This window comes from Hymenobacter radiodurans, assembly GCF_004355185.1.
Lineage (GTDB): Bacteria > Bacteroidota > Bacteroidia > Cytophagales > Hymenobacteraceae > Hymenobacter > Hymenobacter radiodurans.
The window spans coordinates 2,524,598-2,545,036 of the sequence record NZ_CP037922.1; the positions used below are offsets into that span (position 1 = coordinate 2,524,598).

The 20,439-nt window shown below is 53.8% G+C and carries 22 protein-coding genes; 15 read left to right on the forward strand and 7 right to left on the reverse strand.

Annotation, left to right across the window (positions count from 1 at the left end; genetic code table 11):
* The first annotated feature begins 15 nt into the window (after positions 1-15).
* Complete coding sequence (locus EPD59_RS11805; RefSeq protein ID WP_165963566.1) at positions 16-1,494, forward strand: L,D-transpeptidase scaffold domain-containing protein; 1,479 nt, start codon at positions 16-18, stop codon at positions 1,492-1,494.
* A 567-nt stretch (positions 1,495-2,061) separates the two neighbouring features.
* Here the strand turns inward: EPD59_RS11805 and EPD59_RS11810 are convergent.
* Positions 2,062-2,940, reverse strand: coding sequence for a universal stress protein (locus tag EPD59_RS11810; protein ID WP_133272961.1), 879 nt, complete (start codon positions 2,938-2,940; stop codon positions 2,062-2,064).
* A gap of 274 nt (positions 2,941-3,214) precedes the next feature.
* Between EPD59_RS11810 and EPD59_RS11815 the strand changes: the two genes are divergently transcribed.
* The 6 genes from EPD59_RS11815 to EPD59_RS11840 all read left to right on the forward strand — a co-directional run bounded on the left by EPD59_RS11815 (position 3,215) and on the right by EPD59_RS11840 (position 8,805).
* The gene (locus EPD59_RS11815; protein WP_133272962.1) at positions 3,215-3,937 is read left to right on the forward strand and encodes a dioxygenase family protein; all 723 of its coding nucleotides are present in this window, start codon (positions 3,215-3,217) and stop codon (positions 3,935-3,937) included.
* A 64-nt stretch (positions 3,938-4,001) separates the two neighbouring features.
* Positions 4,002-4,445: a hypothetical protein gene (locus EPD59_RS11820; protein ID WP_133272963.1), complete on the forward strand. Its 444-nt coding sequence runs from the start codon at positions 4,002-4,004 to the stop codon at positions 4,443-4,445.
* A 63-nt stretch (positions 4,446-4,508) separates the two neighbouring features.
* Positions 4,509-5,237 (forward strand): pirin family protein, encoded by a 729-nt coding sequence (locus EPD59_RS11825; protein WP_133272964.1) that lies wholly within the window; start codon positions 4,509-4,511, stop codon positions 5,235-5,237.
* Between the two features lie 79 nt (positions 5,238-5,316).
* Positions 5,317-6,498, forward strand: a complete 1,182-nt coding sequence (locus EPD59_RS11830; RefSeq protein ID WP_240731373.1) for a sensor histidine kinase — start codon at positions 5,317-5,319, stop codon at positions 6,496-6,498.
* Positions 6,499-6,508: 10 nt separating this feature from the next.
* Positions 6,509-7,276, forward strand: a complete 768-nt coding sequence (locus EPD59_RS11835; protein ID WP_133272965.1) for a LytR/AlgR family response regulator transcription factor — start codon at positions 6,509-6,511, stop codon at positions 7,274-7,276.
* A gap of 257 nt (positions 7,277-7,533) precedes the next feature.
* The gene (locus tag EPD59_RS11840) at positions 7,534-8,805 is read left to right on the forward strand and encodes a metallophosphoesterase (protein WP_133272966.1); all 1,272 of its coding nucleotides are present in this window, start codon (positions 7,534-7,536) and stop codon (positions 8,803-8,805) included.
* On the opposite strand, the gene EPD59_RS11845 is transcribed toward EPD59_RS11840, so the two are convergent.
* Together EPD59_RS11845 and EPD59_RS11850 are read right to left on the reverse strand one after the other, a co-directional pair.
* The gene (locus EPD59_RS11845) at positions 8,762-9,673 is read right to left on the reverse strand and encodes a diacylglycerol/lipid kinase family protein (RefSeq protein WP_165963567.1); all 912 of its coding nucleotides are present in this window, start codon (positions 9,671-9,673) and stop codon (positions 8,762-8,764) included. The genes EPD59_RS11840 and EPD59_RS11845 overlap by 44 nt on opposite strands.
* A 98-nt stretch (positions 9,674-9,771) precedes the next feature.
* Entirely contained in the window at positions 9,772-10,530 is a 759-nt protein-coding gene (locus EPD59_RS11850; RefSeq protein WP_240731374.1) for a M48 family metalloprotease, read from the reverse strand.
* Between the two features lie 239 nt (positions 10,531-10,769).
* On the opposite strand from EPD59_RS11850, the gene EPD59_RS11855 reads away from it, so the two are divergent.
* Positions 10,770-10,964, forward strand: coding sequence for a hypothetical protein (locus tag EPD59_RS11855; RefSeq protein ID WP_133272968.1), 195 nt, complete (start codon positions 10,770-10,772; stop codon positions 10,962-10,964).
* A gap of 87 nt (positions 10,965-11,051) precedes the next feature.
* Here EPD59_RS11855 and EPD59_RS11860 read toward each other — a convergent pair whose 3' ends face one another.
* Positions 11,052-11,819: a murein L,D-transpeptidase catalytic domain family protein gene (locus tag EPD59_RS11860; RefSeq protein ID WP_165963568.1), complete on the reverse strand. Its 768-nt coding sequence runs from the start codon at positions 11,817-11,819 to the stop codon at positions 11,052-11,054.
* Between the two features lie 478 nt (positions 11,820-12,297).
* Between EPD59_RS11860 and EPD59_RS11865 the strand changes: the two genes are divergently transcribed.
* The 3 genes from EPD59_RS11865 to EPD59_RS11875 all read left to right on the forward strand — a co-directional run bounded on the left by EPD59_RS11865 (position 12,298) and on the right by EPD59_RS11875 (position 13,964).
* Positions 12,298-12,627, forward strand: coding sequence for a hypothetical protein (locus tag EPD59_RS11865; protein WP_133272970.1), 330 nt, complete (start codon positions 12,298-12,300; stop codon positions 12,625-12,627).
* 508 nt (positions 12,628-13,135) lie between these two features.
* Positions 13,136-13,453, forward strand: a complete 318-nt coding sequence (locus tag EPD59_RS11870; RefSeq protein WP_133272971.1) for a hypothetical protein — start codon at positions 13,136-13,138, stop codon at positions 13,451-13,453.
* 109 nt (positions 13,454-13,562) lie between these two features.
* Positions 13,563-13,964 (forward strand): hypothetical protein, encoded by a 402-nt coding sequence (locus EPD59_RS11875; RefSeq protein ID WP_133272972.1) that lies wholly within the window; start codon positions 13,563-13,565, stop codon positions 13,962-13,964.
* Positions 13,965-14,169: 205 nt separating this feature from the next.
* Here the strand turns inward: EPD59_RS11875 and EPD59_RS11880 are convergent, their stop codons facing one another.
* Both EPD59_RS11880 and EPD59_RS11885 read right to left on the reverse strand, forming a co-directional pair.
* On the reverse strand, positions 14,170-14,496 hold the full coding sequence (locus EPD59_RS11880) for a hypothetical protein (RefSeq protein ID WP_165963569.1): 327 nt from the start codon (positions 14,494-14,496) through the stop codon (positions 14,170-14,172).
* A 278-nt stretch (positions 14,497-14,774) separates the two neighbouring features.
* Positions 14,775-15,242, reverse strand: coding sequence for a DUF4199 domain-containing protein (locus EPD59_RS11885; protein ID WP_133272974.1), 468 nt, complete (start codon positions 15,240-15,242; stop codon positions 14,775-14,777).
* Between the two features lie 357 nt (positions 15,243-15,599).
* Here EPD59_RS11885 and EPD59_RS11890 point away from each other — a divergent pair, with 357 nt between their 5' ends.
* Positions 15,600-17,222, forward strand: a complete 1,623-nt coding sequence (locus EPD59_RS11890) for an ABC-F family ATP-binding cassette domain-containing protein (RefSeq protein WP_133272975.1) — start codon at positions 15,600-15,602, stop codon at positions 17,220-17,222.
* A 17-nt stretch (positions 17,223-17,239) separates the two neighbouring features.
* Positions 17,240-18,058, forward strand: a complete 819-nt coding sequence (locus tag EPD59_RS11895) for a hypothetical protein (RefSeq protein WP_133272976.1) — start codon at positions 17,240-17,242, stop codon at positions 18,056-18,058.
* Positions 18,059-18,184: 126 nt separating this feature from the next.
* On the opposite strand, the gene EPD59_RS11900 is transcribed toward EPD59_RS11895, so the two are convergent.
* Complete coding sequence (locus tag EPD59_RS11900) at positions 18,185-18,346, reverse strand: lmo0937 family membrane protein (RefSeq protein WP_133272977.1); 162 nt, start codon at positions 18,344-18,346, stop codon at positions 18,185-18,187.
* Between the two features lie 372 nt (positions 18,347-18,718).
* Here EPD59_RS11900 and EPD59_RS11905 point away from each other — a divergent pair, with 372 nt between their 5' ends.
* Together EPD59_RS11905 and msrA are read left to right on the forward strand one after the other, a co-directional pair.
* On the forward strand, positions 18,719-19,609 hold the full coding sequence (locus EPD59_RS11905; protein WP_133272978.1) for a 3-hydroxyacyl-CoA dehydrogenase family protein: 891 nt from the start codon (positions 18,719-18,721) through the stop codon (positions 19,607-19,609).
* Positions 19,610-19,843: 234 nt separating this feature from the next.
* Positions 19,844-20,383: a peptide-methionine (S)-S-oxide reductase MsrA gene (msrA, locus tag EPD59_RS11910; RefSeq protein WP_133272979.1), complete on the forward strand. Its 540-nt coding sequence runs from the start codon at positions 19,844-19,846 to the stop codon at positions 20,381-20,383.
* Positions 20,384-20,439 lie beyond the last annotated feature (56 nt).

Consider the following 20,439-nt stretch of genomic DNA (forward strand, 5'->3'; position numbering starts at 1 on the left):
TCTTTTCACCGCCCAATGCATTTTCGCCTCCTTTCCCTGACGTCTGCTCTCTTCTTTTTGCTGCTACAATGCGGAAGCCGGCAGCAAGCCGCGACCAACGCGGTAGCCAGTACAGCTAGTATTGTTCCCTTTTTGCCCCCCACCGAAACGCCCGTAGGTGAACTCATTCTGGCGCTGCTCGATACTACTTCTGCGGGCCCGATTGCCGCGGATGAACGCCTCGGATTGCAGGTCGGGGCTCATGTACGGGCATTTTACGGTGCTGCCCCACAGCCTGCCTGGACGCAGCCCAACGACAGCCTTACTACCGAGGCCAAGGAGGTGCTGGCGTTATTTGGCCAAGCTCGCACCTATGGGCTCCGACCCGAAAATTACGCCGCGGCCCAACTGCAAGCCTTGCGCGATTCGCTACGCCGCCCTTCTCCTTCAAAACCGCAGCAACGGGCGCGCTTCGATGTCTATCTGAGCGACGCCGTGTTGCGCTTCATGCTCGATCTGCACCGAGGCCGGCTGCGCACGTACGCCGTTTCTCCGCAGGAGCAAGCCGCCGGGCAGGTTTTTCAGCCAGCCCACATATTGCGGGAAAGCTTGGCGGGGGGCAAATTACAGGCCGGTGTATTAGCGTGTCAGCCCCGCAACCGGGAATATCGGCAGCTGCAACGGGCGCTGGCGCAGTGGCTCAGCACGCCGGTTCCGGCCGACTCGATTGTACCGTACGAAACGCGGTATGAGCAGGTGGCCCTGAATCTGGAGCGCTGGCGGCAAGAAGCTATTTCGGATTCGGAATATCTACTCATAAACCTGCCCGCGTACCGGCTAGAGCTGGTGCGCGGCGACAGTGTAGTGCGCCAGCACCGCGTGATTATCGGTAAGCCCGAAATGCCCTCACCTACCCTGAGCAGCACCATCGACCACTTTACCCTGGCACCCGACTGGCACGTGCCACGCTCCATTGCTACCAGGGAAATTCTGCCCATTCTGAAAAAAGACGTGGGCTACTTGGCCCGCAATAACTTCGCCGTGTACGACGCGCGCGGCCGCCAACTTGATCCGTACCAAATCAACTGGCAGCAGGTCTCGACCAAAAGCTTTGCCTACACTATTCGGCAGTCTGCAGGGTGCGACAACGCCTTGGGCAACATTGTGTTTCGGTTCAAAAACCCCTACTCCGTCTATCTGCACGATACGCCCGTGCGCCAAGCGTTTACCTATCCGATGCGGGCGCTCAGCCACGGCTGCATGCGGCTCCAGAATCCGATGCAGCTGGCTACTTATTTATTAACGCGTGGGGGGCAATTCAGGCGGCTACCAACCGAGGAGGAGTGCGCCCTCCAGTCGAAGCCACAGCAAGTTCGTCTCGCCAAGTCCATGCCGCTGCACGTGCGCTATTTCACCTGCGCCGCCGAGAATGGCCAGCTCCGCTTCTACCCTGATATATACCAGCGTGACAAGGCACTCAGCCGCGCCCTTGCAGCCATGGCGCGCCAGTCGTAGCATCTCTCTAACTGCATGATTTAAAACAGGTTGTTCCATGATTAAAATCATGGCTGCGAGCGGGCGCTTTTCCGAATTTTGTGGTGTTGCCGGGCCGCGCTAGCTGGATTCACGCCCAAAAAAGCCCCCCGAGCGTGTTTTCAGCACTTATGCGGTTACCCCTTTAAATAACTGCATGTCTGGCCCTTGCCGCGCCGCGCTGGCAACCTTTTTTCCGACCTGATAACCAACCTTCTGCTGCTATGAACAAGCCATTCATGTATCCCGCACATCAGTCCACGTATCCGTCGGGGGCGCGCCCAAGCCGCGCGCACGCCGGGTCGCGCGGCCGTTCGCGCTATGTTCCTTCCTATGGCGTTTCAGACCATCGCGAGGTAAATCACCAACTCAACGACACAGTGACGGAACTGGCGGGAATAGCCCGAAACATAAATATCCGGGATTCTTATGCTGGTTCATTCTAAGAGCTAGTACTAAGCAAACAGCACGGCCCCGAAGCATATGCTTCGGGGCCGTGCTGTTTGAATGTAGTGCAATTATCGGCTTCCTGCGCCGGGCTACAGAAGGCTACTTAAACCGACTCATTATACTTCCCATGCTGGACAGGCCCCGGCCAACCCGGTGGGATTCACGCTGGGCGGGCAGCACAAGCACCGGAACCGGGCTGTGCAAAATCATTTCTCCTGTTACGCTGCTACGAAATAGCCTTTCCAGGAATCGATGCTGGCGCGCAATCATCACCAGTATATCGGCCCGCTGCTCCGCCACCGCCTGCAAGATGCCATCGCCAGCATCGGCATGACACACATGACAGGGGTGCACCTGCGGAAGGTCGCGGGTGAGGCCGGTGCGCTCCACCGTCTGGATTGCTTGCCTAGTGGTGTGGCGGGTGGCGGATTCGGTGATGTGAACCACTGTAAGATCAATCTGCAAGGCGTTGAATAAGTCGCGGATGGGGGCCGCATGCTCACTCAGCTCAAACCCGTCGCCATCGGCGGCTAGCACTATCCGCTTTGGCACCCCGACCGACTGCATATGCGGAGGAACAATGAGCAGTGGATAGGGACTCATTTTTAGCAGGTTAAGCGCCGTAGTTGTCACTAGCTCGTCGGGGGTATTTTCATCGGGAGGGCGACTGAGCACAATCATTATCGGATTATGCTGCTTCGTGCTCTCCAGAACGGCTTCTTCCACGCGGCCCGAAGCTACTTCTGCCTCAGCAAATACGGGCAGGTCGCGGATCAAATGGTCTAAGGCCAAATCCGTGTCTTCCTTCGACTGGACAGCCACCTCACCCGTCAGCAGTTCCGGGTCGAGCAGGGAAGTGCGCTCAACGTGCAATAGCACCAACCGGGCGCCGAGCGGCTGCGCAATAGCCGTTGCAAGGGCCAAAGCGCGGTTGGCACCCGCAAAAAAATCGGTCAGGACGAGGATGGCAGGCTTCATAATCGTGTAAGGCTTTGTTGGACAATCAAATGTTGCTTTCCGCTGGGAAAAAAGCCATGTGGCAAATCATAATCAGCCATGATATTTATCAGCTTTAGGAGGCCGCAAGCTCCGCTTTTGCAAGTGTTGGGGGGCTATTTCGAGTTTGCTTTGAGCCCGCCGTGGGTGATCCGTCGATACAAAGGCCCGAACTGTCGATTGTGTGCTATGGCAGAAGGGGGAGCGAACGAAATTCGATCATCCATTCAGCATCTCCTTCCCCGACAGCAACATTATGGAAAGAAAGAACTTCCTCAAAAGCTTATTAGTAGGCGCCATCTCTACTCCTGCGCTGCTCAGCGCCTGCGGCAAAGAATCAGATTCGATTACGCCCTCAACCGGCGGGACGGGCACGGGCACCGGCACCGGTTCGAGCAGTTGCGCCGTGGCACCTACCGAAACGGAAGGCCCCTTTCCCACCAAAGCGCCCGCCTCGTATGTGCGCAGCGACATCACAGACGGCAAAGCTGGCCATAAAATGACCGCCAAGATTACCATCACCAACACTAACAATAGCTGCGCAGCCCTGGCCGGCGCTTTGGTCGATATCTGGCACTGCGACGCGGAGGGCAACTACTCCGAGTACGGCGGCAGCGGCATGCAATCGACTAACTATACCAACGTGCACTTCCTGCGGGGCCGCCAAACCACCGATGCCAACGGACAAGTAACGTTCACCAGCATCTTTCCGGGTTGGTACAACGGTCGGGCCACGCACATTCATGTGCACGTGTACGCCGCCAACGGCACGTCGCTGAAGGTCACGCAGATTGCCTTCCCCGAGGGGAGTGGGTCGGCGGTAGCGGCGGTGAACGGCTACGGCAAGGGCTTGAATGGCTACACTTACAATAGCAGCGACAACGTGTTCAGCGACGGCGTGACGCAGGAACTAGCCACCGTAACGGGCAGCACCACGGCTGGCTTCGAGTTGTCTATCACCTTTGGGGTCGCTGCCTAAAGGGAATCGAAATTTGCCCCCCGGCGCTAGAAACGGGCTTTTGTAACGGTTTAGTTTTCACTATATGTCTAACCGCACCATTACGCTGTGCTACCGCAAAATCATGGATGCCAACGCCAGCCGGCCGTGGCAGAAAATGGTGTTTGACGATACCTACACGGAGTTTCGGATGCAGGCGCAGTTGTTCAATCAGGAGCAGAAATACCGCTCGTTTGGCGAGCTGCTCCACTATGCGCCTGGCGCCAATCAGCTCCACTTTCTGGTAAGCGCGGCGGTTCGGGGCTATGTGCAGCAGCTCAATGGCTTGGTGCCCGACGTGCTCGACAACCTGGGCCGGCATTTCCTGAAGTTCAGCAAGTTTCAGTTCGAGATTATCAACTCGGACCTGCTCGACAAAGCCCGGCATCAAGTAGCTATAAACTTCTACTCGGACCCGCTGGTATGGCACGATACGATTGGTACGCAGCTACTGGTATCGGAGGCGGCAGGTGCGGGGGCGAAATGCTGACAAATCAGCTGGCGCTGCTCCCTTTTTTTTCCATTTATTCCTTGCAAACGCGTGACTAATAGGATGAAGCAGACTCCTGGCAAGATCTTCCTTAGCGACCAGCGTGGCGTAGCCGAAACGCACCAATACCGGCGCTACAGCACCTTGCAGTTTGGCGCCTATGTGCACCAAGACAAGCAAGCATTCGGCAACCTACAGGCCGTGAATGAAGAAACGCTGGGTGGTGGCCAGCAAGTAACCCTGCAGGTTACGGAAGCGGCCCATGTACTCATCATTCCGGTAACCGGCGCTGTCAGGGCGGGGCTACTTCTGGGAACTTCGGCCCTGACCCACGTGGAAGAAATGCACCTGCTGACGGTGCCGGCGGGCAGCACCCTGACCTTTGCCAATCCCTACGACACCGAGCTAATTACGTTCCTGCACCTCTGGATACGAGTACCCCAGACGGCCGCCGGCGCTCTGAACCGCCTATTTACCTTCAACTGCCAGGATCAGCCAAATCTGCTGGTGGAGGTAAAACAGGTAGTTCCTGCTCAGTCAGCAGATGAGCCGGACATGTCGCTGCCGTTTAAGGTAAGTATAGGCCGATTTGCGGGTCGGCGAGAAACGCTGTACACTTTGAAAAATCCTTCGTCGCAGGTCTTCTTTTTTGTACTGGCGGGAGCGTTTGAGGTGGAAGGCCGGCTGTTGCACGAGAAAGACGGCTTGGCCTTGTGGGATACGCAGGAAGTACAGCTGGAAGCCCTGAGCAATGAGGCTGTGCTAGTGGCTATCGAGTTGGAGGCCAGCTGATCGGGTATGCTCACTTGGTGGTTTCGTGAGCACGATTTTGCCCCCCAGCCTCAAAAAATCCTCAGCAAACCTCTGTACTTTGAACACGTTTATTCCTCCTTTGCCGCTTGTCACGAAGCCAAGCGGCGAATCCATGTATTCACCGCAACCATTCTGGATGGCCTTTTTTACACCGCGTCAGGCACAGACTTGGTTGCTACATGCCGTCATTTGGGTGTTGTTGGGCGTATTATTTTTTACCCAACCGGCCGGTCGATTGTCGGGGGCACCCTATTATCTGCTTCAAACGACTCTGTTTATTGCGTCGCTGAGCATCTTCTATCTCAATATCAACTGGGCCGTACCCCGACTATTGTACCACCGCCGCGTGCTGCTCTACATCGGGTTTGTGGTGGTAATTGTTCTTGGCATAGTAGCAACCCACCGCCGCCTTCAGACCTATTTAGAAACTTCGGCGGGCATACCACGCCGAGAAATGCCCCCCCGGTTTGGATCCGGCCCCCGCGACCGTGGGCCGGGTGGTCCGATCAGGCAGCCATCGGGACTTTTAGGCTGGGTCAATCCGGCCGTAGTACTGTCTACGCTGTTGGTGGTGGGGCTGGGCACCAGTGTGGCGGCCGTGCAGCGCGGACAGCGTGAAGCCCAGCTGCGCCAAGCACTGGAGCAGGAAAAGGTGTCCACAGAACTCTCCTGGCTAAAGGCGCAGATCAATCCGCACTTCTTTTTTAACACGCTCAACAATATCTACTCCCTCACGCTGCTGGATGGCGCGCGAGCGCGCGAGGCCATTCACCGCCTCTCGCGCATGATGCGGTACGTGCTCTACGATACCCAGCATGGCACCGCGCAGCTCAGTCAGGAAGTGCAGTTTTTGCAGGATTACATTGACCTCATGCAGCTGCGCCTGACCGATAACGTCCGCATTGAATTCACGCCTCCTCACCCGCTGCAGGAGGCGCCCATTGCTCCCATGATTCTGCTCACCTTCGTGGAAAACGCCTTTAAGCACGGCGTGAGCACTGTGGCTTCCAGCCGCATCCATATTGCTATGCAACAACCCACGCCGGATACGCTGGAAGTGACCGTGCAGAACAGCATATTCGCGGATCGGCCGGTGGCCCTGGATGAAAACAGCGGTATTGGGCTGACAAACACCCGTCGGCGGCTCGAATTACTGTACCCGGGCCGCTACACGCTGACCGTGACCGAGCAAACGCCCGAGCATGAGTATTGGGTACACCTTACGCTGCGCCTCCGCTAACCTCCCCGCTATGACGCTCACCTGCATTGCCGTCGACGACGAACCGCTGGCCCTCAAACTGGTTACTCACTTTATCGAGCAAACGCCGTTTTTGCAGCTTGTGGGCACTTATAGCAGTGCAGTGGCGGCGTTACGCGGCTTGCAGCAGCAATCCACGCCGGTCGACTTGCTCTTTCTGGATATTCAGATGCCTGACCTGAATGGGCTGGAACTGGCTCGCGTGCTGGACCGGGGACCGGGCGGCAACGCGCCGCGGGTGGTGTTTACCACCGCGTTCAATCACTATGCGCTGGAGGGCTACAAGGTGGATGCGCTGGATTATCTGCTGAAGCCCTTCACCTATGAGGAATTTTTGCGGGCTGCCCAAAAAGCACAAACCTACGCCGCGCTCAAGCAGTCGGCTACTTCCTCCGTTCCGAATGCCCCGTCCGTACCGGCGCCCGCGGCGGCGGTGGAGGAAGATTACTTATATCTGAAAGTTGAATATCAGCTGGTGCGGGTTCCCTATCAGGATATTCTGTACGTGGAGGGCCTGAAGGACTACGTGAAAGTACACCGCCGCAGTGAGGCCCGGCCGCTGTTGTCGCTGCTGAGCCTGAAGGCCCTGGAAGAGCGGTTACCGGCGCGGCAGTTCATGCGTATCCACCGCTCGTATATCGTGGGGCTGCAGCATATTACCGCTATTGGGCGCGGCACGGTGCAGATCGGGGCGGAAACAATCCCCGTCAGCGACGGGTACCGTGAGGCCTTCGACCAGTTTATCAGTCGGTGGAAATAATTGAGCAGCATACTTTTCTATTACCCCCCAGCAACTGATCAAACAGTGGTTGGGGGGCTTTTTTAAAGCGTTGATTAGTGAGTATTTGTTAGGGCTCTCAGTCACTATTACGAAAACTGACGTCATGCGCTGGCTTCGAGGCGGTCAGCAGGTGGCTCTGATGCTTAAAACTTGCCTGAAACACTTACTCATACCAGATGCTTCTATACTACGCTGCCAGTGGTGCGTATAAGCCTCTGTACATCTGATTATTCGCTTTGCCAACTCCTACCCTTCTTTTCTACATTCTGCTGGGGATCAACCTAGTGCTGGTGGCGTGGCTGCTGTGGCGCTATTTGCAGGAGCGCCGCTACAGACGCCTGCCCTACGTAGCCCCGGCCGTGCGCGACTGGGAACAGCACCGGCCCGACCCAGCGTCGCCGTTGCGCCACCGCATTGCGCTGGTGGGCGATTTAGGCGCCGTAGCTACCGACGGCCGCGACCCGGTATTGAATCTGCTGCATGGTTGGCTGGAGGAAGCTGGCGAAAATAGCACTGTGGTTATACTAGGCGATAATGTGTACCCCACGGGTTTGCCTGCCGAAGCTTCTAGCGGCCGGGCAGCGGCGGAGCGACGCTTGGATATTCAACTCGATGCCTTGCGCTACCCGGGTCGGGTGGTGTTTTTGAGTGGCAACCACGATTGGAACAAGGGCCGCAGCGACGGTTTCCAATATCTGCTACGCCAAGAGGCCTACGTGCGCGAACACTTGCCCGGAGCCCAGTATTTGCCCCCCGGCGGCTGCCCCGACCCCGTAACCGTGCAGCTGGCCGACAACCTATTGCTCGTGGTGCTGAATACGCAGTGGTGGGTGCAGCACGGCACGCGTCCGCTGGGAGCGGCCTACGGCTGCAAGGCCACGGATAGCCGTATGCCTTTCCAGCAACTACTGCTGCTACTAGAAGCCAACCGCCATCAGCAGATTGTGGTGGCCGGGCACCACCCGCTTTACTCCAATGCCATGCACGGGGGGCAATTCACGACAAAGCAACACGTATTTCCCCTTACGGCTGTGCATAAGCGGGCCTATGTGCCACTGCCGGGCGTAGGCTCCCTGTTTCCAATGTATCGGCGAGTAGTGGGCGCGGAGGAGGATATGGCTCACCCACGCTACCGCAAGATGCGCCGCCGCTTGCTGCGCGTGCTGCATCAATTCCCGAATATCATCTACGCCGCCGGCCACGACCACAACCTGCAATACTTTGCTTACAAGAATGGTCACTACTTAGTTAGTGGCTCGGGCAGCAAAACGGCGTACGTGGGCAAGGGCGGCAAAGCTACCTTCACCCACGAGCACAAGGGGTTCTTTACGCTCGACTTTTACGAGAATGGGGAAGCCTGGCTACGTACGCTGGAGCCCGGCAACGCCGACGGCACTGAGCGCGCGCTCGAACCATTTCGGCGGCGCCTACTAAGCGGACTGGGGGGCATTTCTGGTGTGGCGTCTACGTCAGCGCGGGCGTCAGCACCTGCAAGCTCCGCGGATTAATCTTTACCTCAACGGGCGTATCCAACTCCAGAGGTTCACCGTCTACCTGCACTAGTACGCGCGGCTGCCCTGGCACTTGAATGCTGGCGCGGCGGCAGCGCAATCGGCGAGTGTACACGGAGGTATCGAAGGCGTCGGTGTAGAGATGATACAGAATGCCTAGGGATGCCGTGGCCGGAAATGGCTCAATCAGGCACAGTTCAAACTCACCGTCGTCGAGGTGGCTATCGGGGTTAATTACCACGTTGCTGCCGAAGGTAGTGGCGTTGGCAATAGTGAGCATAAACGCAGGCCCTTCAAACTGCTCGCGGTCAGTTTCGATACGATAGGTAACCGGCTCGTAGCTCAGGTATTCCTGCAGGGCAATCCGAATATAAGCGCCCGGCCCGCGGGTGTCACCGTTGCAAAAGCGCTCTACGACCAGCGCATTAAAGCCCAAATCAGCGAGGTGAACCGAAAAATTTCCTCCTACGTGCAGAGTATCGAGCGCGCGCAGCTTGTGCTGCCAAATCACGTCCAGAGCACCGTTCATATCTTGCGGAATACTCAAGTCTTTGGACAAGCCATTGCCCGAACCCAAGGGCAGGATTCCCAGCGGAATTTTGCCCCCCAGCAATGCCTCGCCCACTAAGTTCACGGTGCCATCGCCACCGGCAGCAAACACGGCATCGTAGGAGTTGGCAGCTAAATGAGCCTTGAGTTTGTCGAGGTCGTTTTCGCCGGAGGTATGGAAAAACTCGGCTTGGCGTCCGCGTTGCGAGCAGAACTCCGTGACGGTGGTTTCTATGTTCTGCTTATCGATGTCGCCGGAAATCGGATTGAGGACAAACAGCAGCGAATGCAGGTGGGGAGTCGATTCAGCAGCCATTGCAATAGATTTTAAGAAAAAAGGAGGAGGCGTGAGGCGTATATTGAGTTTCCTAAACTCCGCCTTCCGTCTCCCCCTTTTCTGTTCGAGTTAAGTGATTATTGCTTCAATCCGCTGGGGACACCGCCGGGGAAGCGCTCCGTGATTTCCTTCTCCAGCACGCCCACGCGGTTGCCCGGATCGGGGTGCGTGCTCATGAACTCAGGGCCGCGGCTTTGGCCACCGCTCTGAGCCAGAATTTCCATTACCTGAATCATAGCGCGGGGATCGTAGCCGGCATCGGCGGTGTATTGCACGGCCAAGCGGTCCGATTCGAGCTCATCTTCACGCCCAAAGCGCAACGATACCACCTTGGCAATAGCCGCCGCTACGGCCGCTTTGCCAATGGAACTACCGGGACTATCGGGGTCGTAGGAGGCAATGGTGGCGGCGCCAGCCAGGCCTTGCGTCAGCTGCGATTTGGCCAATTGCTCGGCGGAATGGCGACCAATTACGTGACCAATTTCATGGGCCAACACGCCGGCCACCTGCCCTTCTGTCTTCATATTTTTCAGCAAGCCGGCCGTGATAAATACTTGTCCGCCAGGCAAGGCAAACGCATTGATGGTCTGCTCATCGGCCAGCAAATGGAAATCGAATTTGTAGGGCGACTGGTCGGCTTTGGACGACTGCACCAGCGCAGCGCCAATGCGCTTTACGGCCGCGCTCGCCTGCTGGTCGGGGTGCAGACCGCCGTATTGCTGGGCCATCTGGGGAGCGGCCTGCAAACCGAGGGCAATTTCTTGCTCCGTAGTCATGTTCACGTGCTGCACTTCACCGGTCACGGGGTTCGTCTGGCGGTTACAGTAATAAGTCACAAAAGAAAAGGCTGCGACGGCCAGGGCAATCAAATAACGAAGGTTTCCTCTCATGGTAGTAGGGAGAATTAAGGGAGGGAAAAGGCGACTTTAAAGTGGGCCGCCGGGCTTCTAACGCGCACTCAGCAGCAGGGTTGCTACCAAGAGGCACCCAATTTGTCCTGATTAGCGTATCAGGCGCAAAACAGGTCCACAACCGGTTCCTGTTGTTCAGTTGTACTCCCTAATCTCCCTCTCTTATGAATCAGAAACGCACCTTCGGCGCCATCCTCACCATCCTGGGTATCATCGGCATTATTTACGCGGCCTTAGGCTTCCTAGGCATAGCTGGCGTGAATCTTAGCAAGATTAATAGCCTAGTACCCTTCATCGTGGGCCTCATTTTCTTCTTTGCTGGCATCAACCTGGTGAAAACTACCAGCGACCGGGCTTAAGCGAAAGACTACTTGTTGAGCGTAATATTTCATAAAAAAGCCCCCCAGAACTAGTTCTGGGGGCTTTTTTATGAAAGAAGTCATTGGCTAGTTTAGCCCTTTCACTTGAGCGAAAGCCTGCAAAGCGGGATCTAATTCGAGCCAGTCAGAATCGTAGCTGACGCCGGACGGCGCGTGGGCAAACAATACAGTGCCATCCTTTATGGTTCTGATAATAGCACTGCTTTCTTTCATGGGCAGCGCGGGGCAACCCTGGCTACGCCCCAGCCGACCATGACGTTGCACAAATTCTTCACATACATAGTCAGCGCCGTGTACCACCACGGCTCGGCTGGCCGCATTTGTATTGTAGCTGGGGTCTACGCCGCGCAAACGTAAGGACAAGCCGTGCTTTCCGGTGTAGGTGTGACTTGTTACGTAAAAACCCAAGCTGCTCATCTCCGAGCCCACCCGATTGGAGAATGCTTGCGCAAACTCCTCGCCCGTGTTTATGCCGTGGGCAACCAGCGTATGATGAACTACCCGCGACTTCTGTAAATCAATAACCCACAGCCGCTTCAACCGGCTGGAACGATTGAAGTCGATAATAGTAAGCGTGTTTTTGGCCGGATTAGCCAAGCCGCGCTTTTGAAGCTGGTAATAGCCCATCAGCGCCTGCCGATACACATCGAGGGGAAGGCTGGACGCCGGGAGGCCAGCTAAAGCGTACGTATGTAGCGTGTGCTGCTCAAAAGCGGCTAAATAAGTAGCACGCCGGTTTTCGCTCAGAGCCGATTCCACGGTGTTGTCGGCGGCGGCATTGGGTTTGGCGGCAGGAATAGCTTCTGGGGGGCAAAAGAGAGATAAGAGACTCAAGGACAGGCAAGCGAAGGCAGTCGGTGTGCGCATTATCGGCTGGAGCTTTTGTTGCGGAAATAGGGTAAAACAGGGCTTAGGCAAAATTCGGGCCCTTCAATCTTAACATCATAAGGCAAAAATTATTGCGTAAAACACTTTTAACTCATTTTATGAGTAAGGTATCAAATAGCAAAAAAGCGTGTTTTTTCCAGCATTGCGTAGCCGAAAGCTTGTTGTCAATACTAGCCAAGCCTTAAAAACGATCAGTTCGCTACTACAAAATTTGGTGAAATACAATACAACTTTCTATTATTTTCTCTGTATTATACAATATAATTAGCCCAGCGTTATAAAATTCTTGCATTCGCCGCCCCTCCCACCTACTGCAACGGATCCGCTTGGGTAAGCGGGTCTATAGTTTACTCTTGTCATACAACTATTTATGACAACGTTTAGCGCTTTATCCAAACAACTGCATTGTGAATTACGGCCTTTAATGCACTCCGCTGAAATTCCGCCTCACATTCAGCAGCAGCTTTTGGCTCGCCTCACATTGTTTCTGCTTTTCACATCTCGTCAGCCTCCTGCTACGCTCAGCGTCCGGGTTCCTCAACCTTTGGAAGGTGCTGAGCTGACGCTTTACTACAGCAACGGTCAACAAATTACGCTGCTAACGCGTCATATCAGGGCCATTGTGCCAGCGACCGAGAAATTGTATGACACAATGATGACCTTACAGCAGCGTGGTCAGCAATTAATGCAAAAAGCGTGTTATAGCTGGGAAATAGGAAGAGTGTTTAATGCATACTGCAACCATAGCACTTAGGACAACTCATTTTGGAGGATTACTATGCATCTCCAAAGCTTCAGTCTGTTTTAGCTGTCACAGCGATGCTATTTGCTTTCATTTGAAATGAAAGTGGGTCATTATCAACACAAGCAAATTTGAATCTGATGAGAACAAAATAATTACATTTTAAAATAACGTCTTTAATAAGCTGGCCTACTTGTTGTTTATGCAGAAATTATCCTTAATTTTAAGCATTAAATTGTCTTTTACTAAGCAATATTAAGTCAATTTGATACTTTAATTCTTCCTTCTTTTAACACCCAAAATCAACTTTCTGCCCTGTATAGGTAGAATTTTAGCAGAATTAAGGGTTAATTTCAGGATATTACGCAGCAGTTGGTTTATCCCTGACTGTTGGTCTTGGCATAACATCTTGTTTTTCATCACAATTTCTGACACGAATTTTTTACAGATTTCGCATACCTAGTACGCTTAACAGTACCACGCCCCGCTCCCTGCTTCCGCCTTTGCATTTCTCTTATTCATGTCTTCCTTGCCGCACTTAATCGCGCGTGCTACGGCTGCCTATTACCGACAGGCCCGTGAGCTTTATCCTACTGAAACTGACTTTAACGACTGGCTTGACACGCTGGACGCAGATAACCGTCGCCGGTACAAGCAGCAAGGCCTCGATATGACATGCCTCCTGCCACAGTTTCAACTCTTTTGCTTGGAGCGGCGTGGTATCTATCTACGCGAATTTATGGCGGCCCGCCTCACCCCCGACCAGCTTGAGTATTGGGAGCAGGAGAAGGCTATTTCCGATTTTAAGCCTTCAGCCCCATCTTCTGACCTGTTCTAACCAACTTATCACCTTCCGTTCGGTTTCTAACAAGTAGCTTAGCGGCATAGCGTCGAAAATCAGCCCATTGATGGCCTGCCTGCCGCTTACTCTTTGCGCTTGTCAGCCTATGCACCTATTCCGTTTTTTTGTGGCCGGAGCAGCCACTTTGCTTGTAAGCGCTTGTGGGCACACATTACCCAAAATGGAAGGCTTTGATGATGCGGCATGGCGTAGCGACCCTTATGCTTGCCTGAACAAGCGAGCTGCGCAATTGCCTGCGCTGAACCGTTACCGGGACCAGCTCTACGGCGCCCGCATTGCCAGCATCGACAAGATTCTCGGCCGCCCCGACGAGGAAGAACTAAGCGCCCAGACTGAGAAAACTTATTACTATTATGTGGAGCCTGGCACCCAGTGTGAGCCGAGCCATCAGCGCTCCACGGCCAATAAGCTCACCCTGCGCTTCGGTCCTTTAGGGGTAGTAACCGAGGTATTGTACGAACGTCCCTTAGCAGTACCACCATCCTAAAGCACTGCGTAAGCATTATCGTGGCAGCAGGCCCAGACTTCTCTGAACTACCAAAAAGCCCCCGGAGTGATTTCCGGGGGCTTTTTGGTAGTTCAGAGAAGTCTTCTTCAGCAGAAAGCGAAAGTAGGTTAGCCTAATCCGCCTTCGTGCGCATCGTTCTTAGTAGGCTGATCTGGTTGTAGGTTTTGCTCGGCGCGAAAGACGCTTAATTGCGAGGGGTTAGGATACGGCTGCACTCAGCTTCGTACTGTGCCTCTAGCTCAGCGGCTTTTTGCCGACGTTGCTCCGCATCGGTGTATTCGTACTCAATCTCATCCAGACGGGCAAGCTTGATCTGATTGACGGAGCGCAACCGGATATACTGAGCTTCATTGAGACGAAGATTGCTACTCATATCGCGGGTGAGGTCATCTACTCGAGCCAAAGAAGGCATCAAGCTACCGGGGCGCTCAGCATATACATCCCGCTTTTGGGCAGTGGCTGAACTGCAAAAACAACCTAAAATAAGTGCGAGTAAAACTATTGATTTCATAGAAAGGGAGAAGGAACGAAAGTGGTAGGCTATTTCGGGAAACTAACGCTGTAACGAATGGACAATAAAAAGGTTTTGTTTGCCCCGCCTTACATATAGTACAAATATATATGCTATTAGTATAACTAACAAAAGATTTTAAATATTTTCTATGTTGGGTCCAATCCACTTCATCTATAAACTGCGTACCGCAAGCGTTTGCTGAATATGACCACACAAAAAAGCCCCCCTGAATGATTCTGGGGGCTTTTTTATATACCTATTTGTATAGCTAGCGACTACTCAATTCCTTTCATGGGCTTATGATCAGGGCTTTTGAAGTACTGCATGGCAATAAGTGAAACGATCATACCACCCATTACACCTTGGAGCACAATGGCCAAAAAAGCGATGGTTACAGACAAATCGAAACCAAAAAGATCCTGCGCTTGCGTCTGCTCCATAAAATCACGATTGATGGAGGAATAGATAATAAAGAATAAGCCAAAGGCGACGGAAGCAACAAGCGCCGTGACGATGCCTGTACCAAAACCTTGCAGATAGGGTAGCTTATCGCCCTTCTCGCGCTTAAGCCTCGCAATGGCTACACAGGCTCCAACGGCCAAGATAGCGGCGTTCAGGAAGCTATATTCGATGCGAACAAAGCCTAGCAAATTGGCGATCAGGAAATAAGCCATCATCGCAACGCCCGTAAACAGACCTACGCGAACTCCATTGTTTTCGGCGGTTAATCGAAACGCACCCATACAGGTAAGGGGAAAAGGTGAAAAGGTGAATCAGTGAGGTAGAGGAACTGCTTGGGCAGCCATAACTGTTAGTTACCCGCCTAAGATTAGCATTTCCAATTGCTTTTTATACTCTTTTATCCGGCGGGATGTTGTGCAAGCCAACTTTTTTTTTGGCTTGTGACACCTTAGGGGGCTTTTTTCAGAGCCAAATTATTGAGTATGAGCACTACACTGTCTTCGCCTGATTGTCTATTTTGACGTTGGTAGTAAGCCAGACAGCGTATGCGCAGGGCATTTTGCGTACTTTTGCGCGCCGAATTGTCCTTATTCCAAGGTTGGCAACAACGATTTTTCGTTTTCAGCATCTACACTTCTATGATTAGTACCTCCAATGTAAGTCTGCGCTACGGTAAGCGCATATTGTTTGAAGATGTTACCATTAAGTTCATGCCCGGCAACGTGTATGGCCTCATTGGCGCCAACGGAGCTGGTAAATCCACGTTTCTAAAGATATTATCCGGCGAGATTGAGCCCAACACTGGCTCGGTGAATATGCCAGCCGGTGCCCGTCTTTCGGTGCTGCGCCAGGATCAGTTTGCCTACGACCAATATCCCGTTCTCCAAACGGTGATTATGGGTCACACGCGCCTGTGGAAGGTAATGGAGGAGAAAGACGCTCTTTACGCTAAAGCTGACTTCTCTGACGCTGACGGCGAGCGGGCCGCGCAGCTGGAAGGCGAATTTGCCGACCTCGAAGGCTGGAATGCGGAGTATGAAGCGGCTGAATTGCTGTCGGGCCTGGGCATTGGTGAAGATAAGCACTACACCATGATGGCGGACCTCGGCGGCTCCGACAAAGTACGGGTGCTGCTCGCGCAAGCCTTGTTCGGTAACCCCGACGTTTTGCTGCTTGACGAGCCAACCAACGGCTTGGATGCCGAGACGGTACTGTGGCTTGAAAACTTCCTCGACTCGTTTCAGAACACGGTGATCGTGGTCAGCCACGACCGCCACTTCCTCGACGCCGTGTGTAACTATATGGCCGACCTCGACTTCTCGAAGCTGACCATGTACCCTGGCAACTATTCCTTCTGGTATGAAAGCTCCCAGCTGGCCATGAAGCAGAAGCAGGACGCCAACAAGAAGACCGACGACAAGCGTAAAGAATTGGAGGAATTTGTGCGCCGCTTCTCGGCTAATGCCAGTAAGAGTAAGCAGGCTACGTCGCGCCAGAAGCTGCTGCAAAAGCTGACGTTGGAAGACATCAAGCCTAGCTCGCGCCGCTACCCGTACATTGCTTTCAAAGCGGAGCGTGAAGCCGGCAACCAACTATTGACGGTTGAAAACCTAAGCAAAAAGGTGGACGGCCAAACGGTATTCCGCAACGTTACCTTCTCGCTCGATAAAAAGGATAAAGTCGCCATCATCAGCCGCGACGACCGGGCTCCTTCCCTCCTATTTGATATCCTGTTCGAGCAGATTCGGCCGGATACGGGCAATTTCAAGTGGGGCACGACTATTACGCCGTCCTACTTCCCACGCGAAAACCATGAGTTCTTCGATACCGACCTGAACTTGGTGGATTGGCTGCGTCAGTACTCTACGGAGAAAGACGAAAGCTTTATCCGGGGCTTCTTGGGCCGTATGCTATTCTCGGGCGAAGAGTCGTTGAAGAAGTCGAACGTACTGAGCGGGGGCGAAAAAGTGCGCTGCATGTTATCGAAGATGATGCTGGAGAGCGGCAACGTACTTGTGCTCGACGACCCAACGAACCACCTTGATCTGGAAAGCATTACGGCGCTTAACAATAGCCTACGCGATTACACCGGTTCGCTGCTGTTCGTATCGCACGACTTACAGTTTATTGAAACGATTGCCAATCGCATTATCGAGCTTACGCCCGACGGCATCATTGACCGGCGCATGAGCTACGAAGAATACCTGGCGGATGAGACCATTAAGGCTCAACGCCAGCGTATGTACCAACTTGTGTCTTAAGCTCGTTGTAGCTATCTATGAAACGCATCCTGCTCCCGTGGGCCCTGGCTGGGGCCGCCCTATTGATGGCTCCGGCCGCTGCTTTGGCCCAAACCGACACTACAGCTCGGCCGGCCCCGGCTAAGCCGCAGCTAAATACAGCCCCTCCGGCCGCACCAGTACCCGCCACGCCCACTCCTGCCCCACAGAAGGAGTATGAGGCGCGGCCCAGCGTGCCAGTGCCGGCGCCCCCCCCCGTAGACCAACCCTTACCAACCCAGACTCGCCCGAACAGAGACAGCCCTTCAGGGTTGGAGTTTCCGGAGGGTAGCCGGGCTTCGGAGCAGCCGAAGCCCCTACGCAAGTACTTTTTGTACGCCAACTTTGGTCTTGGCTATAATGGCAGCTCAGCATACGGCAGTCAGTTCAGCGCCAGCATCGCGCCCGCTATTGGATACCGTATTAACGAGCGGCTAGCAGTGGGGCCGGGCATATCGTATGCTTTCAATAATTACTCAATTCCTGCTCAGTTTCGGGCACCGGGTACGCCTTCTAGCTATCAAACCAACAATATTGGCTTAAAAGGCTTTGCTCAGTTCATCTTTTATAAGGACTTCTTTGTACACGGTGAATATGAAGTAACGCGGGCCGAAGTGCTATTCCAGGACCAGAATACGGGCGTTATTTCTACCGGTAAGATTACCGTGAATACCCCTCTGGCAGGTGTGGGCTACCGCAGCCGCTTCAGCGACCGAGCCGCTGCCGATATTGTGGTGCTCTACAACTTCAACGATGGCCTCGACGATATCTATGGGCAGCCGGTTATTCGCTTCAGCTTCCTGTTTGATTTGAAATAACCAAAAAAGCCCCCCAATCGGGCTGAAACGCAAAAGAGCCGCTATTCCGGGTGGAACAGCGGCTCTTTTCGTTTTAAGACTCTTTGATGCTTGAGCAGCACCTAACAGCTACTCACGCAGGGGCATTTAAACCGTGCCGCCCCGTACCAAACGCAGTACTACGGCAATGATGGCGATGACAAGCAAAATGTGAATCAAGTTGCCTAAGCCAAAGCTATTGAAGCCCAGGAAGCCGAGCAGCCAAATAATAACGAGGATGACGGCAATGATGTACAGGAGATTTCCCATGGTATTAGGGTTGAGGTGTAGGGTGAGGGAAAAACAATTTCGTCGGGAGCTAGTTGATTGTGGTTAGGAAACCAAGTAGCAAGCGATTTGCGGATTTGTACGCGACGCTTTTCAAAAAAGATATATCTCCATAGCGCAATTTATTTATTAGCGCTCCCATATATGACACAAAAGTCCCTCTACGGGCTGCAATGCGCATTTATTAGTTGAGCTTATTTTTTTACGATTGTACATAATTGACCTTTTCGTTCGCGAATAGCCTCGTCTGGGCGGGCCGCTGGGGGTATAGTTGGGGCTGGCTGCTTTTCAGATTAGTTTTGCGCGCCGGCCCGCCGGCCTTCACTTACATCTTCCCACCCACTTCTTTTTTGTATGCTCCACGTCGCCGTTATTGGCTCGGGTACTATGGGCAATGGCATTGCTCACGTTTTTGCCCAGCACGGATTTCCCGTTACGCTTATTGATATTTCGCAGCCGGCCCTGGATAAGGCCCTCGGTACTATTGGCAAAAACTTAGACCGGCAGGTGGCCAAAGGCGGCCTCAGCGAAGATGACAAAACGGCCACCCTAGGTCGCATTACCACGCGCACCAGCATTGCGGAAGGTGTCACCAATGCGCAGCTCGTGGTTGAAGCAGCTACTGAAAACGTAGATTTGAAGCTGCAAATCTTCCGCGACCTCGACCTATACGCGCCTGAGGGGGCTATTTTGGCCTCCAATACGTCCTCTATCTCCATCACACGCATTGCCGCCGCCACGAAGCGCGCCGAGCAGGTAATTGGCATGCACTTTATGAATCCGGTTCCGGTCATGAAGCTCGTGGAGGTTATTCGCGGCTACGTTACCTCCGATGCCGTGACCCAGCAGGTAATGGACATTTCGCGCCAGCTTGGCAAAACGCCCACGGAAGTAAACGACTACCCCGGTTTCGTGGCCAACCGCATTCTGATGCCCATGATCAATGAGGCGATTTATACCCTGTTTGAGGGCGTGGCCGGCGTGGAGGAAATCGACACTGTGATGAAATTGGGCATGGCCCACCCTATGGGCCCGTTGCAGCTCGCCGATTTTATTGGCCTGGATGTATGCCTCGCTATTCTGCGCGTACTGCACGATGGCCTGGGTAACCCCAAGTATGCCCCTTGCCCTCTGTTGGTGAATATGGTAATGGCCGGCCGCCTGGGCGTAAAGTCGGGCGAAGGCTTCTATACGCACACACCGGGCAGCAAAGATCTGGTAGTTGCTTCTCTATTTCAGAAATAGTTTACGGCAAGAAAAAGCCCCCAGACTGGTCTGGGGGGCTTTTTCTTGCCGTAAACTATTGGGAGCCATTGCGTTTTTGTCCATGAAGCCTATACTGCACCTCACGCAAAGGCAGTTTCAAACCTTTCATGACTCTAATGTTGTTACTACGTAAGTAATGAAGCTAGCTGCCGCTGCCTTTTATTGAAAAAGCAGCGCAATTGGCTACCAACTAACCTAGACTAACCTTTGATAATGGAACAAGCAACATTTGGCGCCGGCTGCTTCTGGTGCGTAGAGGCCGTTTTTCAGAATCTGGAAGGCGTGGAGAAAGTCGTGTCGGGCTACACCGGCGGCCGCATCGCCAACCCTACTTACAAAGAAGTTTGCAGCGGCCTGACGGGGCATAACGAAGTGACGCAAATCACCTTCGATCCCCAGAAAATCACCTTTGAGGAGCTGCTTGAAGTGTTCTGGAAAACCCACGATCCAACGACCCTCAATCGCCAGGGCAACGACGTAGGCGACCAGTACCGCTCCGGCATTTACTACCACAACGAGGAGCAGAAGCGCTTGGCCGAGGAGTACAAGCAGAAACTCAATGATGCAGGCGCTTTCCCCAAGCCCATCGTGACGGAGATTCTGCCCTTAAGCACGTTTTATCGCGCCGAAGACTATCACCAGAATTACTTCAACCTGAACGGCAGCCAGCCTTACTGCCAGTTTGTGGTAAAGCCTAAAGTGGATAAGGTGAAAGCGGTATTTGGCGAGAAGCTTAAAAAAGCGACTGCCTAAGTCACAGGTTTTCCTATTAATTCGCAAGCTAAAAAAGCCCCCCAGATACGTTTGGG